The sequence below is a fragment of the Flavobacterium franklandianum genome, assembly GCF_007097365.1.
GTDB lineage: Bacteria > Bacteroidota > Bacteroidia > Flavobacteriales > Flavobacteriaceae > Flavobacterium > Flavobacterium franklandianum.
The window spans coordinates 386,454-405,508 of record NZ_VJZR01000002.1 but is presented as its reverse complement, the minus strand read 5'-3'; the positions used below and the strand labels follow the sequence as shown (position 1 = coordinate 405,508).

7 protein-coding genes are annotated in these 19,055 nt (G+C 33.3%); all 7 read left to right on the top strand.

What is annotated here, in order from left to right; genetic code table 11:
• Positions 1 to 346: 346 nt before the first annotated feature.
• The 7 genes from FNW17_RS04265 to FNW17_RS04235 all read left to right on the top strand — a co-directional run bounded on the left by FNW17_RS04265 (position 347) and on the right by FNW17_RS04235 (position 18,952).
• Positions 347 to 5,590: a polyketide synthase gene (locus FNW17_RS04265; protein WP_144070949.1), complete on the top strand. Its 5,244-nt coding sequence runs from the start codon at positions 347 to 349 to the stop codon at positions 5,588 to 5,590.
• An 88-nt stretch (positions 5,591 to 5,678) separates the two neighbouring features.
• Entirely contained in the window at positions 5,679 to 6,746 is a 1,068-nt protein-coding gene (locus FNW17_RS04260) for an IS5 family transposase (RefSeq protein ID WP_144070948.1), read from the top strand.
• A gap of 369 nt (positions 6,747 to 7,115) precedes the next feature.
• Entirely contained in the window at positions 7,116 to 8,018 is a 903-nt protein-coding gene (locus FNW17_RS04255; RefSeq protein ID WP_144070947.1) for a transposase, read from the top strand.
• 141 nt (positions 8,019 to 8,159) lie between these two features.
• Positions 8,160 to 11,321 carry a non-ribosomal peptide synthetase gene (locus tag FNW17_RS04250; RefSeq protein WP_144070946.1) on the top strand — a complete coding sequence of 1,054 codons (3,162 nt, stop codon included), beginning with the start codon at positions 8,160 to 8,162 and terminating at the stop codon, positions 11,319 to 11,321.
• Between the two features lie 204 nt (positions 11,322 to 11,525).
• Entirely contained in the window at positions 11,526 to 15,509 is a 3,984-nt protein-coding gene (locus tag FNW17_RS04245; protein ID WP_144070945.1) for a non-ribosomal peptide synthetase, read from the top strand.
• 61 nt (positions 15,510 to 15,570) lie between these two features.
• Positions 15,571 to 18,171, top strand: coding sequence for a non-ribosomal peptide synthetase family protein (locus FNW17_RS04240; RefSeq protein WP_144070944.1), 2,601 nt, complete (start codon positions 15,571 to 15,573; stop codon positions 18,169 to 18,171).
• On the top strand, positions 18,158 to 18,952 hold the full coding sequence (locus FNW17_RS04235) for a 4'-phosphopantetheinyl transferase family protein (RefSeq protein ID WP_143390254.1): 795 nt from the start codon (positions 18,158 to 18,160) through the stop codon (positions 18,950 to 18,952). Before FNW17_RS04240 ends, FNW17_RS04235 begins: the two co-directional genes overlap by 14 nt.
• Positions 18,953 to 19,055: the final 103 nt, after the last annotated feature.

The window sequence follows — 19,055 nt, the reverse complement described above, 5'->3', positions numbered from 1 at the left end:
TGAATTTTAATTTTCAAAACACAAAACGGATTAGAAAACTGGTCTGATCCGAAGGAAAAAAAATAAACCATTAAGGATAAATCAAACAAAATATTCATCTGTAAAAAATTTAGTAGTTGCTTAAAAAAATTACCCCAAATAATTAACTTCAAAAGTTTATTGTCAATTATAAAAAAAAATAGACCTAATATAAAAATATGCTATTCAACGATTTTTATAGCTTTATATAGAAAATGCAAGTATTAGTGAAATATTTTTCTTTTTTTTGTGTTGATTTACCATGATAAGTAGCCTATTATTAACTTATTAAAAAACAGTAAATAAATTTAATTTTAATGTACTTAAAATGAAAAGCCCAGATAACAATCCTATTGAAAATGAAATAAGAGGACCCCAAATGGCGTATCCAAATAGTACTATACATGATCTTTTTACAGAGCAGTCAGAAATACATCCAAATTCAATAGCACTTGAATTTGAAGATAAGCAAGTTAGTTATGCCGAATTAAATACAATAGCAAACCAAATGGCAAATTATTTTTGGTCTCAGGGTTTGCGACCAGGCCAAATCGTAGCGGTTTCTTTAGATAGAACACCGGAATTAACCGCTTCATTATTTGCTATTTTAAAATGTGGAGCTGCCTATTTACCTTTAGATTCAAAATTTCCGACAACACGTTTAGAATTTATGCTCGAAGATTCTGAAGCTAATTTTTTGCTAACTTCAAAATCAATTTCAACTTCACTACCGAATCATTCAAAAATGATATGGATCGAGGACCTATTATCGGAACTAGACCAATATTCTTCCCTACCTATTTCTGTTGCCGTTTCGAACGAAGCTGTTATTTACATCATTTATACTTCAGGCTCCACGGGTAAACCCAAAGGAGTTACCGTAACTCATAAAAATTTAGTTAACTTTCTTAGTAGCATGAGCGCTGAACCTGGGATCAATAGGAATGACAAATTAGCATCAATTACGACTATTTCATTTGACATTTCGGGTTTAGAATTATTTCTTCCACTACTAGAAGGAGCGACAGTGGTTTTTGTTGATTACGAAACTACGCGTGATGGCCAGCTCTTATTAGATTTTATACAAAATAAAGGAATTACAATCCTTCAAGCCACACCAACAACCTGGCAATTACTTCTTGATTCAGGCTGGGAAAACCCACTAACGTTAAAAGCTCTTTGTGGTGGCGAAGCGATGCCATTGAATCTTGCACGAAAGCTAATTTCAAGATGTGATTCACTTTGGAATATGTATGGTCCAACAGAAACAACAATTTGGTCGGCTGTAAAACAAATTCAAGCAGATGATGAATTAATTACAATTGGATTTCCTATCGCAAACACTCAAATCTATTTATTAGACGAAGTAGGACAGGCAGTTGCCTCAGGATCAATTGGAGAAATAGTAATTGGTGGAGATGGGGTCGCACAAGGCTATTGGAAACGCGCTGAACTTACCGCTGAAAAATTCATTCCAAATCAATTTTCGACTGAGCCTAATTCTATTATGTATCGTACTGGAGACTTAGGGAAGCTATTACCAAATGGTGAATTGCAATGTTTAGGTCGTATAGATCATCAAGTAAAAATTAGAGGTCATCGTATAGAATTAGGTGAAATAGAAGCTACACTTAATAGTATTGATGGTATAATACAATCTGCAGTAATTGTGAGTGATTATTTAGGAAATGAAGCTAAAATTATTGCGTATTTGAAATCTAGTGAACTATCAAAGGATGAAAAGCAAATTCATAATGCACTTTCAAAAATTTTACCTGAAATTTTATTACCCTCTAGATATATTTGGATAGATGAATTTCCGATAACTCCAAATGGTAAAATTGACAAAAAAAACTTACCTCTTCCAGAATATGTTCGACCAGATTCAGCACCACTTTTAAGAAAACCACGAACAGCAATTGAAAAAGAAATTGCAAAAGTTTGGATTGAAGAACTTAAGCTGCCAGTTGTTGGTATAGACGATAATTTTTTTGAAATGGGAGGAACATCGATCTTAACACAACGAATAGTAACTATACTGAGAAAATGCCTTAGTGAAAATATATCCGTTTCAAATTTATATCGATACCCAACCATTGCAACATTATCTGAATATTTAGCCGTTCAAAATAAGTCGCAAAACGTAATTGATTACTCGAAAAGGGAAGATGAAAAATCTTCAAGTGATGTTGCCATTATTGGTATGGCTGGAAGATTCCCAGGAGCAGCATCCGTTGGAGAACTTTGGGACATTTTAAAAGAAGGAAAAGAAACGATTTCCTTTTTTAAATCTGAAGAAATTGATGTAAGTATTCCAGAATCAATAAGAAATAATCCCCTTTATGTAGGTGCTCGAGGAATTATACAAAATGCAAATACATTCGATGCTGCTTTTTTTGGAATCAACCCCAAGTTAGCCGAAGTAATGGATCCACAACAGCGATTATTTTTGGAAATTTCGTGGGAGGCTCTTGAGCAAAAGGGATATTTACCAAAACATTATAATGGGCGCATAGGTGTCTATGCTGGTACCGGAACGAATACATATTACAAGAAAAATATACTTCCTGACAATGAAATTTTAGATCAAATAGGGTATTTCCAAGCAGAAACTGTTAACGACAAAGATTATATTGCTACAAGAACTGCTTATCACTTGAATATAAAAGGTCCAGCTGTTAGTATTCATTCCGCTTGTTCCACTTCTCTACTTGCTATTGCACAAGCTGTACAAGCCATTAGAAATGGGCAGTGTGACATTGCACTAGCTGGGGCATCAAGTGTAACAGCGCCAATTTTTAGTGGCCATTTGTATGAAGAAGGTTCAATGTTAAGCGCCGATGGTCATTGTCGCGCTTTTGACGCAGCAGGTAAAGGAACTGTATTTAGTGACGGAGCTGGAGTTGTGCTCCTAAAAAGTCTGGAAAGTGCTATCAATGATGGTGACAAAATATATGGGATAATCAAAGGGATAGGGATTTCGAATGACGGAGGCAACAAAGGAAGTTTTACCGCTCCAAGTGCCGAAGGACAAGCTGCTGCAATTAGTGAGGCGCTCTTTGATGCAAAAGTTACACCAGATTCTATAAGTTATGTAGAAACACACGGAACTGCAACTCCTATTGGTGATCCTATAGAAATTGAAGGTCTAAAAATAGCATATGGCAAACAATCTAAAAATGGTTATTGCGCAATAGGATCTATAAAAACTAATATGGGTCATCTTACTGCAGCAGCTGGTGTAGCAGGATTGATTAAAACAATCTTGGCCATGAACAACAAACTTATACCCGCCTCACTAGGTTTTGAAAAACCCAATCCTGCTATAGATTTTGAAAACAGTCCGTTTTTTGTAAATGCTAAATTACGCAATTGGGATTCCGATGCACCTCTAAGAGCCGGTGTAAGTTCGTTTGGAGTTGGCGGAACTAATGTACATCTTATTGTTGAAGAATATCCTACTGAGCAAAAAGTTTCAAGTTCAAGTCGACCACTCCAATTACTGATGTGGTCCGCCAAATCTGAAAATAGCTTAAAAGGGTATGCAACTGAATTAGGTAAATTTCTTCAATCAAAACCCGATTCATTATTGGCAGACGTTGGCTATTCACTGAATAAAACCCGTGACACTTTTATTCATAGAAACTTTCTATTATCAAGCAACTGCGTTGATGCAAGCCAAGAAATGCTTTCTAATGAAAAGAATACTATAAAAACTTCCATATTAAAAGTAGCTCCAAACGAACTTGTATTTTTATTCCCAGGACAAGGATCTCAATTTTCTCAAATGGGAATAAACCTTTACAAAAATGAAATTATATTTAAAGAAGCAGTAGATATTTGTGCTGAGTTTTTATTGGACGAACTAAAATTAGACATTCGTGAAATTTTATACCCAGAAATAGTTACACCCGAAGCCGAGGCAAAATTGAAAGATACTCGTTTCACACAGCCTGCTTTATTTGTCACTGAATATGCTTTATCGCAACTTTGGTTAAGTTGGGGAATTAAGCCTACTGCATTCTGCGGCCACAGTATTGGTGAATTTGTAGCAGCCCACTTAGCTGGAATATTTAATTTACAAGATGCATTGCATTTAATAGCCACAAGAGGTCGATTGGTAAGTGAGCTTCCCGGGGGAAGCATGTTATCCGTAAGGCTAGCTGAAGATAAATTAAAAAATATTCTTCCAGACACCCTGTCGATAGCGGCCATAAATTCTAATGCTATATGCGTTGTTTCTGGTGAAGATGAAAAGGTTAATGAATTTGCAAAATCATTAGAACAGATGGAGATTGCAAACAAGTTGTTATTTACAAGTCATGCATTTCACTCAAAAATGATGGACCCAATTTTGGATTCATTTGAAAAAGAGGTAAAAAAAATACATTTAAACAAGCCATTTTTACCAATAGTTTCGACTGTTACAGGGACATGGCTCTTGGAAGAAGAAGCCATCGATCCAAAATACTGGACTAACCATTTACGCAAAACTGTAAGATTTTCTGATGCTGCGAACACATTATTAAAATTAGAAGACATTATGTTTTTAGAAGTGGGGCCAGGACAAACGTTAACTACTTTGACAAAACAACAAGGAACTGGTAAAATAATTCCTGCCTTTACAAGTTTACTCTTACCTAAAAATCAAGAAACCGAATACCATTCCTTACTCGGTACTTTAGGTGAGCTGTGGCTTAGAGGAATTGACCCCGATTGGAATGCCTTTTATCATCAACAACAAAGGCTTAAAATCGATTTACCAAGTTATGTTTTTGATCGTAAACTTTGTTGGATAGATCCTATAAATGTAGTTAAAAACCCTAAAGTTTTAAACCTATCACCAGTTTCTGATGTACCAGAAGTCTCAGCAAGTATTGACAACAATAGTGTCAAAACAAAAGATTCGAGAAAAGATGTAATACTTCTTAAGATTTCAGAAACCATAAAAAATGTATCTGGTATCATTTATGAGTTTGATACAGTTTCTACTACTTTTCTAGAACTAGGTTTAGATTCATTAGCGCTAACTCAATTAGCAGGTAGATTTAAAAAAGAGTTTGATTTACCCATCACATTTAGACAGCTTAATGAAGCATTTAGTTCACCCTTGCTATTGTCCGATTATATCGTCACTAACACACCTGAAGAAGGACTCTCTAATCATACCAAAGAGGAAGAAATGATTTTAGACAAAAATAATGAGTCTTTTTCTTTAAAAAATAACATTCCATTATCGTCAAATCAAAATCAAATCTCATTAGAACAAATTGTTCAACAAATTCAACTTTTGAGTCAAAAAATAGATTTATTACAAACCAATCAAAACAATTCGACAAATGAAACTTTTTCAATTTCAGGTTTAAAAACAGAACCTCAAGTTTCAATTGAATTAAAGAATGAAAATCAAATTGAAAAAAATGGAGTTGTTAAACAAGAAAAAAAACAAAAAATAATAGCAGATGAATCGCCAGTTCCCGGCGCAAGATTGGGACGAGATGAAGATGGAAACCCAGCTTGGTTTATCGAAGATTCTAGTAAAAATGGAGGATATATTAAAATTAATTTATAAAAAAGTACTTTAGGGGAGTTCTATAAATTAAAAATATGATTTTCAAGTAATTATACGTATATTCATTACTTAAAAGACAGATAAAAGTATGAGTAAACAAATATACAAATCGACAGGAAAGAAATCATTGTTTGACGAGCAATTTTCTGCTGAAAAATTGTCGGAAATTGGTAATCCGTTAGATAAAATTAGTAATATTATTGATTTTGAGATGTTTAGATTGTTATTAGAAAGTAAACTTCTAAACACAACCAAGAAAAATAATGCCGGAGCAAAACCGTTTGATGTAGTTCTGATGTTCAAAATCTTAATTTTACAACGATATTACGGACTTGGAGATAAGCAAGTAGAATACCAAATATTGGACAGAACAAGTTTTAAAAACTTTTTAGGATTAGATACAGGAGACAAAATTCCAGATGAGAAAACAGTATGGGCTTTTAGAGAAAACCTAACAAAATCAGGACTTATAGAAGATTTGTTTACACAATTTAAAAGTTTTTTAGAAACCAAAGAGTTGATATTAAACGAGGGTCAAATGATAGATGCCAGTTTTACAATTGCACCACGCCAACGCAATACTCGTGAGGAAAATGATAAGATAAAAAAGGGAGAAGGCGATGACTTATGGAATGACAAACCCCACAAAAAATCACACAAAGACATTGATGCTCGTTGGACAAAGAAAAACAACGAGAATTTTTATGGTTATAAAAACCACGCTAAAGTGGATACAAAAAGTAAATTCATCAACACTTTTGTTGTAACGAGTGCTTCGGTTCACGATTCTCAAGCTACCGATGACTTGTTAGACCAAAACGATGAAGGTCAAGAATTGTATGCTGACAGTGCATATACAGGCGAAAATCAAGAAGCAACAATTACGAAATATAAAATGATAAATAAAGTTCACGAAAAAGGGTACAGAAATAATCCGTTAACCGATGTACAAAAGAAAAGCAACACCGAAAAATCAAGAACACGAGCCAGAGTAGAACACGTTTTTGGTTTTATGGAGCAAAGTATGAATGGTCTAAAATTGAAATCAATAGGAATCGTAAGAGCAACTGGAATAATTGGATTAATCAATTTAACCTACAATTTATTCCGATATGAACAAGTAGTTAGACTAAACATTTTAAATATAAAAAACTAACAATCAAATAGATAATTATCCAAATAACTAGGTTTTAGAGGCGGAAAATTAAAAATATATTTAGGTTTGCCTGATAAAAAATAGTTTCTATAAAACAAATGGGGTTTGTTTTATATAAAAATCAAAAAAATCAATTTTTAGAACCCACCTTTAACCGATTCGTTCCAAAAGTTGCGTTTATCCTAATTTTCACTTTAAGGAATATTATATTTGGAACATATAAAAAACAAGAATTTCAATAAACTTTAGATAATTATGCGAATCAAGGGTTGAAAAAAGCATAAAAAGGAAAGAAATATCTTTCAAATAATTAGTTTAATAAGCTGATAATCAGTATATTTATAGTGTATCTAACGCACATTTAAATATATGATTAATCAGCCTAAAGGCCTAAAATTAATAAAAATCTACTCAATAATCTGCGACAGATTTGAAAAAGATTTAAAATATACTTGCGAACGTTTTAGCAACAACGATAAGCAAGATTTAACAGACCAAGAAATTATGACCATTTATCTATTTGCAGTTCAAGAAGAACAACGCTTTAGCATCAAACAAATTCACAATTATGCTTGTGATTATTTGCGTGATTGGTTTCCAAAACTCGGTTCATATACTGCTTTTTCTAATCGGCTTAACCAATTGTCGGAAGCTTTTAGACGTTTTACATCTTCGTTGTTTGAAGATTTTATACCCTCTGACTGTTTTGCTGATCAAAGTTTACTGGATTCAATGCCAATAATCACTTGTTCAGGAAAGCGTAATGCAAAAGTGGCTAAAGAACTAACCGACAAAGGATATTGTTCTACTAAAAACCTGTATTATTATGGTGTGAAATTACACGCATTGGCTTTTAGACGTTTAAATAAAATCCCTTTTCCTGAGGAAATTCAAATAACTCCTGCCTCAGTAAATGATTTAACTGTTTTCAAAGAAGCTTGGTCTGAGAAAACTAACAGAAATTTCTTTGGAGATAAAATATATAATAAACAAGATTTTTTTTCTGAATTAGAGCAAGAAAAAAACTCAATTATGATGACACCAGTCAAGGGTATCAAAGGGCAGTGTCAAGAAATTAAAAATAGAGACAAAGCTGCAAATGACTTGTTTTCGACAGCAGTATCAAGAGTTAGACAACCTATTGAGTCATTATTTAATTGGCTAATTCAAAAAACAGATATTCAAAGAGCTAGTAAAGTGAGGTCTGCCAAAGGACTGTTGATTCATATCTTTGGCAAAATCGCTTCCGCTTTTATAAACTTAATATTTTAACCCTTGATTCGCATTAATTATAAAAGAATTTATATCTATTTGAAGAAAAAAGCAGAAGAAAGCAAATAATAATAAAAGTTGTTTAAAAAATCACAATAGTTTATGACTTTTAAATACCTATAATAAAAAATAAAAAAACCAATGAACAAGTTAGAAGAAAACCCACAATTTAATCCATTTGCAGGTCCAGAAATAGAAAAGGTCATTTATACTACAAAATCACAATCTGAAATATGGACTTCTTGTTATTTCGGAGAAAATGATGCAAACAGAGCCTATAACCTGTCGTTCACACTAGATTTTGATGGCTCATTGGATACTCCAGCAATTGAACTTGCAATTCAAACTTTGGTTAATCGCCACGAGTCACTTCGTGCTGCTTTTAGCATAGATGGTGTTTATATGTCTATTTTCAAACAACTATCTATAACTATTAGCAAACTCAATCTATCCAGTTTGGATGAAAAGTCTCAAATTGATGCATTTGAGCATTATAAAAATGAAGAAGCCCATTATATTTTTGACCTTGTTAATGGCCCTTTGATTAAAGTTGGTCTGATTGCATTTTCTGATGTTAAAAATAGTTTGATATTAACAGTACACCATATTATATGCGACGGTTGGTCGATAGGTATTATTTTGCAAGAATTAGGGATAATTTATTCCGCTTTAGTTGAAAATAAAACACCAACACTAGAAGAATCGACCGCTTTTAGTGCTTTTGCAAATGATGAAATATTATTTTCTAATAGTAATGAATACAAAGAAATAGAACAGTATTGGATCAATTTATATAAGGAATCTATTCCTGAAGTTAATCTTCCTACAGATAATCCGAGACCATCTCCACGAACTTATTATGGCGCTCGTGTAGACTTTACATTAGATTCTGAGCTATCGGCATCATTAAAAAAGACAGGATTGAGCGTTGGTGCTAGTTTTGTCACAACTTTATTGGCAGGTTTTGAGGTGCTATTATATCAATTAACGGGTCAGAATGATTTGGTTGTTGGTGTTCCATCAGCTGCACAGCCTACAAATGGGATGGATAATTTAATAGGTCATTGTGTGAATTTATTACCCTTAAGAAGTAATCCCACTCCGGATATCAGTTTTATAGACTATCTAAAAAAACGAAAAACAGAACTTTTTGACGCTGACGATCATAAACATCTAAGCTTTGGTCATCTTTTACAAAAACTCAATGTACCCCGTGATTCCTCACGAATACCTCTCGTGCCTATCACTTTTAATGTTGATCTTGGGATAACAGATGGCGTTTCTTTTTCAAATCTTAACTTTGAGTTGAAAAACAATCCTAAATCTTTCGAAACTTTCGAAATTTTTCTAAACGTAACAGGTAAAGATAAAAATCTTGTATTTGAATGGTCATATAATAAAAATCTTTTCAATCCCGAAACCATCAAAAAAATGATGAGAGCATTTGAGCAGATATTACAAAAAGTAGTCGAAAACCCCGCTCAGTCATTACAAGAGATTATTTTTCAGGATTATACAAACATTTATAACAAATTGAATGACACAGAAACGTTATATCCTAACATTTCATTGTCAGAATTGCTGTGTAAACAAGCCGAGATATCTCCTAATAATGTTGCTCTTGAATACAATAACACAAAAATATCATACCACGATTTGCATATTAGAGTGAATCAGTTTGCGCATTTCTTATCTGCCCAAGGAGTTCAATCTGGAGATTATATCGCAGTTTCTTATCCACGTAGTCCAGAATTAGTATATTCCATTTTAGCAATTATCCAATGTGGAGCAGCATATCTACCTCTAGATCACGAATATCCAGCAAAGCGAGTTGAATATATGTTAGAAGACTCAGAAGCAAAATTTTTGCTAACCAGTAAAGCGCTGTCTTTGACCTTGCCTAAATGCTCCAATACTTTATTAATAGATGATGCTATGGCATCATTAGAGCAATACCCTTCAACAAAACTTCCAACCGAGGTAAACCCAGAAAATATATTATACCTTTTGTATACATCCGGTTCTACTGGCAAACCAAAAGGAGCTAAAATATCCAATAGAAACGTAGTCAATCTACTTTTTGCATTAGAAAATGAACCTGGCATAAAAGAAACTGATAGAGTTCCATTTATCTCAACAATTTCTTTTGATATTGCGAGTTTTGAATTATTTTTTCCTCTATTCAAAGGAGCTACTTTAGTTTTACCTGACCACGAAACATCGAAAGATGGAACCCTGTTGTATGAGATGCTAGAAAAGGAAAAAATTTCATTAATGGTTGGTACGACTACCACCTATCAGATGCTTTGTGATGCTGGTTGGTCAAAAAAATTACCTATAAAGATATGGTGTTGTGGAGAGCCGCTTCCTGTACCGGTTGCTAAGGAACTATTAAAAAGAGGCGATGAACTTTGGAATTTGTATGGCCCAACAGAAGTCACTATTTTTTCTTCTTGCAAACATATAAAATCCGAAGAAACATTGATTTCCGTTGGAGCCCCTATTGCAAACATGCAATATTATATAGTCGATGACCAGTTAAATCTGCTGCCGCCGAACACCGTGGGAGAAATTGCTATTGGTGGACTTGGAGTTGGAAAAGGGTATTTAGGAAGACCTGAGTTAACATCCGAAAAATATATTCCGAATAAGTTTACAAATAAAAAAGGTGACATAATGTATCTTTCAGGCGACATAGGAAAACTACTCCCAAGCAATGAAGTTGTGTGTCTTGGGCGTATAGATCATCAAGTTAAAGTGAGAGGTCATCGAATTGAAATTGGGGAAATAGAACTTGCTTTAATGGCAATTGACGGTATTAAATTGGCTATTGTTGTAGCTAAAACCGATATTCTTATTGCATTTATTATTACAAATTCTGAAATAGAAAACGAATTAGATGAGATTCGATTATGGCGAAATGAATTGGCCTCACAATTACCAGCATTTATGGTGCCACACGAATTTCATATTTTAGAAAAAATGCCAACTACACTTAATGATAAAGTAGATCGAACAGCTTTATTAGAATATAAATCCAATTCGGAAAGCAACCAAGAATATACTGCGCCTCGAACAAATGAAGAAAAGTTAGTAGCGGAAATTTGGGAAGAAAATCTAAAAAAAGAACGTATTGATATTTTTAGTAACTTTTTTGAAATAGGAGGGCATTCTATTATTGCAGTAACCATAGTCGTTAAAATTCAGAAAAAAACTGGTATCCGAATTCCTCTTTCTGCTGTATTTAAACATTCAACTATTGAAAAATTCGCCAAATTATTAATCAAAGAAAACAAAATTTAATATAACTAAGGGCAAACCTAATACATCTAAATTTTTAAAATCTATAATTTCAAGAAATAAAATAATTTTGTTTCCAATAGAGAGATAAAAAAAATTGAACATAACTTTTAGTTATCAAGCGAACATTTTAGATACCTATAAATATAAATTATATACATACATTTAGGCCTCAAAATAAGTACTTAACCACATTTAGACATCACAATGAATGATCAATCAAATACTCATAATAAAAATCAACTAATTCCACTTTCTGGTGATATTGAAACCGTAATCTATACTACAAAATCGCAGTCTGAAATATGGACTTCTTGTTATTTCGGTGGAAATGATGCAAACAGAGCCTTTAACCTATTGTATGCATTAGATTTTGATGGCTTATTGGATAGTAAAGTGATGAAAATAGCATTTCAAACTTTGGTTAATCGTCACGAGTCACTCCGTGCAACTTTTAGCAATGATGGTATTCAAATGTCCATTTTCAAAAATCTACCGATTGCTATCACCAATCTTGATCTATCAAATTTTGAAAAAAAGTCACAAATTGACAAATTTGACCATTGTCTAAACGAGGAAGCCCATTATGTTTTTGACCTTGTTAATGGTCCTCTATTAAGAGTTAGTTTAATTAAGATTTCTGATGTAAAGCATAGTTTAATAATAAACATCCATCATATTATTTGTGACGGTTGGTCTATAGGTGTTATATTGGAAGAATTAGGGATAATTTATTCCGCGCTAATTGAAAATAAAACACCGCTATTACCCGTTTCGATTGCTTTTAGTGAATATGCAGAGGAGGAACAATTATTTATAAATAGTAATGAATACAAAGAAATAGAAAAGTATTGGTTCTCATTGTATGAGCAATCTATTCCTGTAGTAAATCTTCCAACTGATAATCCGAGACCATCGATTCGTACTTATGAAAGCGAGCGTTTAGATTTTTCATTAGACGCACAACTCGTGGCTTCATTAAAAAAAATAGGTTTGATTGCTGGCACTAGTTTGATTACAACTATTTTAGCTAGTTTCGAGGTTTATTTGTGTCAATTAACTGGTCAAAACGATATCGCCGTTGGGGTTCCTGCAGCGGGACAGCCTGTAACTGGTATGAATGAGTTAGTTGGTCATTGTGTAAATTTACTTCCTTTAAGAAGTACTCCTGAGCCAAATATTAGTTTTATTGACTATCTAAATCAACGTAAAATAGAACTATTTGATGCTTACGATAACCAACAACTAAGCTTCGGACAGCTTTTACAAAAACTTAATGTTGCTCGCGATCCGTCAAGAATACCATTAGTTCCTGTAGCGTTTAATATGGGTTTAGACTTAACTGATGACGTTGCCTTTTCAAATCTTAATTTTAAATTAATAAATACAACGAGATCTTTCGAAACTTTCGAAATTTTTCTTAATGCGAGCGGTAGCGAAAAAAATCTTGTTTTAGAATGGTCTTTTAACAAGGTTCTTTTTAAACCAGAAACTATCAAGAAAATGATGGTGTCTTTTGAACAAGTATTACAAAAGATAGTTGAAGACCCATCAAAAACATTGGAACAAATTACATTTCAAGATTATACAAGCAAAAAATTCGAAATAAGCGGGCCAAAAATGTCTTATCCAAAGAGCACATTACATGAACTTTTTGCTAAACAAGCTGAAATATATCCTAATTCAATAGCACTTGAATTTGAAGATAAGCAAATTACTTATGGCGATTTAAGTACAATGATAAATCAAATGGCGAATTATCTTTGGTCACAAGGTTTACGACCTGGTCAAATTGTAGCTATTTCTTTAGAAAGAACTCCCGAATTAATTACCTCTCTTTTTGCTGTATTACAATGTGGTGCATCTTATGTACCTATAGACACTAATTATCCAGATGCGCGACTCAATATAATGATTGAAGATTCAGATGCTGCATTTTACATAGGTTTAAACTCAAAAAGAAACTTTCCAAATAAAGCGGTTTCTCTCTCTATTGGTACTATTTTGGAATCAATGGTCGATTTACCTGTAGCACCCATAAATCTTATGGTTCCTACTGAATCTGCTGCTTATATCATATACACATCGGGATCTACCGGAAAGCCAAAAGGTGTTCAAGTTGCACATTGCAATGTTATCAACCTTGTGTATTCGATGGCCAAAGAACCAGGTATATCTGCAACTGATAAAATATTTTCGATAACTACCATCTCATTTGACGCAATGGTGATGGAAATTTTCTTACCTCTACTTCACGGAGCTTGCGTAGTTCTTGTTGATGAGGAAACTAGAAGGGATGGAAATTTATTGTTAGAAAAAGCTGCTAAGGATAAAATCACAATGATGTGGGGAACCTCGAGTATATGGCACATTCTAATAGATTCGGGTTGGAAAGAACCGTTGAATATAAAGGCTTTGATTGGCGGAGAACCTGTACCAATTCCTTTGGCTAAAGAATTACTTTCAAGATGTAACGAATTGTGGAACATTTATGGACCAACAGAAACTACAGTATGCTCCTTTCTTACTCAAATAACAATAAATGATAATCCAATAACCATTGGCACGCCCATTGCAAATACAAATGTTTATTTATTAGATGCAAATAGAAAGCCTGTAAATGAAGGACAAGTAGGAGAAATAGTGATAGCCGGAGATGGAGTTTCTCTAGGTTATTTGAATCGGCCTGATCTCAATAATGAACGTTTTTTGACAAACACATTCAATCGGGAATTAGGTGGCAAAATGTACCTTTCTGGAGATTTAGGAAAACTTTTACCTAATGGCCATGTTCAGTGTCTTGGACGTATTGATCACCAAGTCAAAGTGAGAGGTTACCGAATAGAATTAGGCGAAATAGAAGAAGCTTTATTGTCTATCGATGGGATTAAATCAGCTATTGTTATAGCTGAAACTGACATTCTTATTGCATTTATTGAAGCCGATTATGAAATCACAAATGAACAAGATCAGATTCGATTATGGCGAAATGAATTGGCCGCACAACTGCCGACTTTTATGGTACCACACGACTTTAACATCTTGGAAAAGCTACCAACGACACTGAGTGGAAAAATCGACCGTAAGGCATTATTAAACTATAAATCAAATAAAATAGTTCAATATACTGAGCCCAGAACAGAGACTGAAAAAATAGTAGAAACTATTTGGAAAGAAAGCTTAAAGAGAGAAAAAATAGATATTTTCAGTAATTTCTTCGAAATAGGTGGACATTCATTAATCGCTGTTAGAGTAATGAATAAAATAGAACAGCAAACTGGGAAGAAATTACCACTATCTGCATTATTTGAACATTCTACCATCGAGCAACTTGCTAAACTATTAAACACCGATAGAGAAATTTATTCAGAACATTTAGTACCTATTAAACCTCAAGGCACCAAGCCTCCTCTTTTTATAATTCATGGTGCTGGTCTCAATGTTTTAAATTTCATACATATAGTGAGTCACTTTGATGATGATCAGCCCGTTTATGGCATTCAAGGAATTGGACCTAATGGATATGATAATTGGTTTGAATCCATCGAAGATATGGCTGCTTGCTATATAGAATCAATCATAAAAATAAATCCGAAAGGGCCATATGCATTAGCTGGATTTTCGTTTGGAGGTGTCGTTGCTTTTGAAATGGCTCGCCAATTAAAGGAGCAAGGCAAAACAGTAAGTATTGTTGCTTTATTAGACACTTATGCAGATTTATCCTATTATTATACTGCTTCTTGGCAAAAAAAACTGATGAGAATTTATGACAATAATAGTAAAAGATTAAGTTATTTAATAGAAATGCTCACGAGTTGGAAGGCTTTTAAAATACGTACCCAAGCAAAAAAAGAGCATATCTTAAAAATGTATTTTGGTCAAAAAGACATTTTGTCTGAACAGGAAGCATTGGCACTTGAAGAGTTTACAGTCGCTAGTAGTATGGTTAACAAAATTGTTGATCGCTATCAGCTAAAACCACAAAACTGCGGAGTAGATTTATTCCGAGCAAAAGATGATAAGGAATACAAATTAGACCCAATATTCTTGGGATGGAAAAAAGCAGCTTTGAAAGGAGTCAATATTCATGACATTCCTGGTGATCATCTTGCTATTGTAGATCCTCCAAATGATGAAATCTTAGCAAGAATGCTTCAGGATATTTTAGATGAAAGACATAGCAATATTTAATTTTTTATTATACACATAAAGGATGCTAAATTAAAAGTAAGGAATTTAAATTATACCATTTATGAAAAAACCAATATCTGAGATAAAGAATCCACTAACAGAGACAATTGTAGATTTATTTCAGCAACATGTTGATGAAATACCAAATGAAATAGCTGTCGTATTCAAGGATCTGAAACTTACTTATAATGAACTTAATTTACTATCTAATCAACTTGCTCACTATTTGATTAGCGAACAGGATGTAATTGTTGGGGATTTAGTAGGTATAATGCTAGGACGAAGCGAAATGTTAATTGTTTGCATTATGGGTATTCTAAAAGCTGGTGCAGCATACGTACCTATAGATCCTGAATATCCACAGCAAAGAATTAGTTATATACAAGACGATTGCAACTGTAAATTCACTTTTAATCAAGCTGCACTTGACAATTTTCTCGTTTCTAAAGCAAAATATGCTGATAATGCTCCCTCCACAGTATCTTTAAACCCAAACGACTTAGCTTATATTATTTATACTTCTGGAAGTACAGGAAATCCCAAAGGAGTAATGATTGAACATCGTAACCTATTAAATTATCTATTAAGTGTTAGTCATTATATTGATACAAATTCAAATAATTCTGGATGTTTCGCACACCTTTCTTTATCATTTGATGCCAGTATAACAGAGATTTTTCTTCCCCTAATATTTGGTAAAAAATTGATTCTTAGCTCAGGAACTGGATTAGAAATTTTTGATGATATTAATTTATTTAATTACGCTCCTTTTAATTTCATAAAGCTAACTCCATCGCACATAAGCATATTAATTTCCGTTATAAATAAAGAGGCCAGACCTCAACTCGCTAATAAGTATATTATTGGAGGTGAAGCATTATTTAATTATCATATTAATCAATTTAGGTCATCCAGCATCGATGCTATTATTGTTAATGAATACGGACCAACCGAAGCAACTGTGGGTTGTATTATTTATGAATTCAATACTTTTGAGGCTACACCTTCTAGCGAAAGCATTCCCATTGGCAAACCAATTTCAAATACCCAAATTTATATTTTAGGTGAAAATAGGCAGCTTTTGCCAGCAAATGAGGTAGGGGAAATTTTCATAGGAGGAAATGGAGTAGCAAGAGGATATTTTAATCGAGAGGATTTAACTTCGGAAAAATTTGTCCCGAACCCTTTCGATACCGATACTAAAATGTATCGTACCGGAGATTTGGCAAAATGGTTGCCGGATGGTAATCTTTTATATTTTGGCCGCCTTGATGAGCAAGTCAAAATTAATGGGCATCGTATAGAATTAGGCGAAATTGAGGCTGCACTAATTGCAATACCTCAAATAAAACTAGCTTCGGTTATACTGAGTAAACTTGACACTTCTGAACCTCGTCTTGTTGCTTATCTTCAACCCAAAGATAGTAACGAAAAACATCCTAATGTACGTGAAGAACTTTCTAAAATAGTACCTAGCTTCATGATTCCTAATATTTTTATGTGGGTCAATGATTTTCCACTGACAACAAATGGAAAAATTGACAAAAAAAACTTACCTATTCCAGAATATTTTCGCCCAGACTCAGCTCCAGTTTTAAGAAAACCTAGAATAGAAATCGAAGAAAAAATCGCAAAAGTTTGGGGTGAAATTCTACAAGTATCAGATATTGGAATAGATGACAACTTTTTTGAAATGGGTGGAACCTCAATTATGGCAGTAAAAGTTGTAGCGGAAATAGAGAAAAATACTGGTAAACGATTTCCTTTATCAGTATTATTTGAATATTCAACCGTCGAAAAGTTTGCTAGATTATTAAATGAGGGTAGCCAAATTTATTCAGATTGTATAGTCCCATTAAAATCTAACGGAAACAAAGTACCTCTTTTTATGGTTCACGGAGGAGGACTTGATGTTTTATATTTTGCGAACTTGAGTAAACACTTTGATGAAGACCAACCATTTTATGGGATTCAAGGTATTGGTTCTAATGGTTTTGATGATTGGCATGAGTCAATCGAAGCCATGGCAGCACATTACATTCAAGCTATTGTAAAAATAAATCCGGATGGCCCTTATGCCGTGGCGGGATATTGTGTTGGTGGAATTGTTGCTTTTGAAATGACCCGACAATTGCAGGAACTAGGAAAAGAAGTTAGCTTGACTTTATTAGTTGACTCTTATGCTGATTCCTCCTATTATTATAAAACGCATAAGCAAAAAAAACTTATTAGATACTATCATCGTACACGAAGAAGGCTAACGTTTTTAAAAGAAATGCTCACAAGTTGGGATGGTTTTAAGAAGCGTTTTAATGCAAAAAAAGAGTATCTCTTAAAAAGACAATTTGATGAAAACAACACAATGTCTGAACTAGATGCATTAGCGCTAGAACGATTCGTAGAAGCAACTTCTATGATGCACGGGATTCTTGACAAATATCACCTTAAGCCACAAAGCTTAAAAGTAGATTTATTTCGATCAAAAGATCATATGGATCATCAATTAGCCCCAACACACTTGGGATGGAAAAAAGCGGCATCAATGGGTGTTACATTACACAACATACCTGCTGATAATTTTGATATGAGAATAGCGCCACACGACAAAATCTTAGCAAGAATGCTTCAGGATATTCTAGATAAAAGACATGCCAACATTTAATCTCTTTATTTCAAATAAAAATATTAACGAACAAAAATTATCTCTTAGTAAAGAATATTCATTAAGTAATGATGATATAATAATTTATGCTCTCTACTTACCTAATTTTAATGAATTAACAAACGACTTAATCAATTTTCTTACTCCCGATGAACGCAACAGAGCCAAACGTTACTATAAGGAAAAAGACCAAAATAGATTTATTATTTGCAGGTCGATTTTAAAATTTGTTCTAGCAGCTCAAACTAAATTGGATGTTACAACTATTTATCTTGATTATCATCCCAATAAAAAGCCCTATTTAGCCTCTCATCCCTTGTTGCATTTCAATATATCACATTCTGAAGACTTTGCAGTTATAGCAATTTCGCGTAATATGGTTGGGATAGATATTGAATATGTTTCTGAAAATTTTGACTTTATACCACTTCTTCCAGATATTTTTAATGATAACGAAATTTCATCTATTCAAAAAGCTGTTAATAAAAAAACCGCTTTTTACACCTCATGGACACGTAAAGAAGCCTTTGTCAAGGGGTTAGGAAAAGGCATTGATGAAGATTTTAAAAAAATTCCGTGTTTGGAGGGACTTCATTGTATAGACTCTATTCTACTAAAAACTAGTGAAAAATGGCAAGTCTATAGTTTTGATCTTGCTGATTGCTATATAGGCGCTATAGCTTTTGAGAGTTTATCAACAATTTCTAAAAATCTAGTAATGTTCACGATGCCAAATACAATGAAAGAACTACTAGAGATGGCCCAAACAAGAAATAATTAATTTCCAAAAAAAGAAGTATAGTTTTTTGTTAATACTACTTCTTTAGATAAACAAATAATCCGAGTTTAAGAAACCTATTAGTTCTCCTTAAAAATATCCCTTT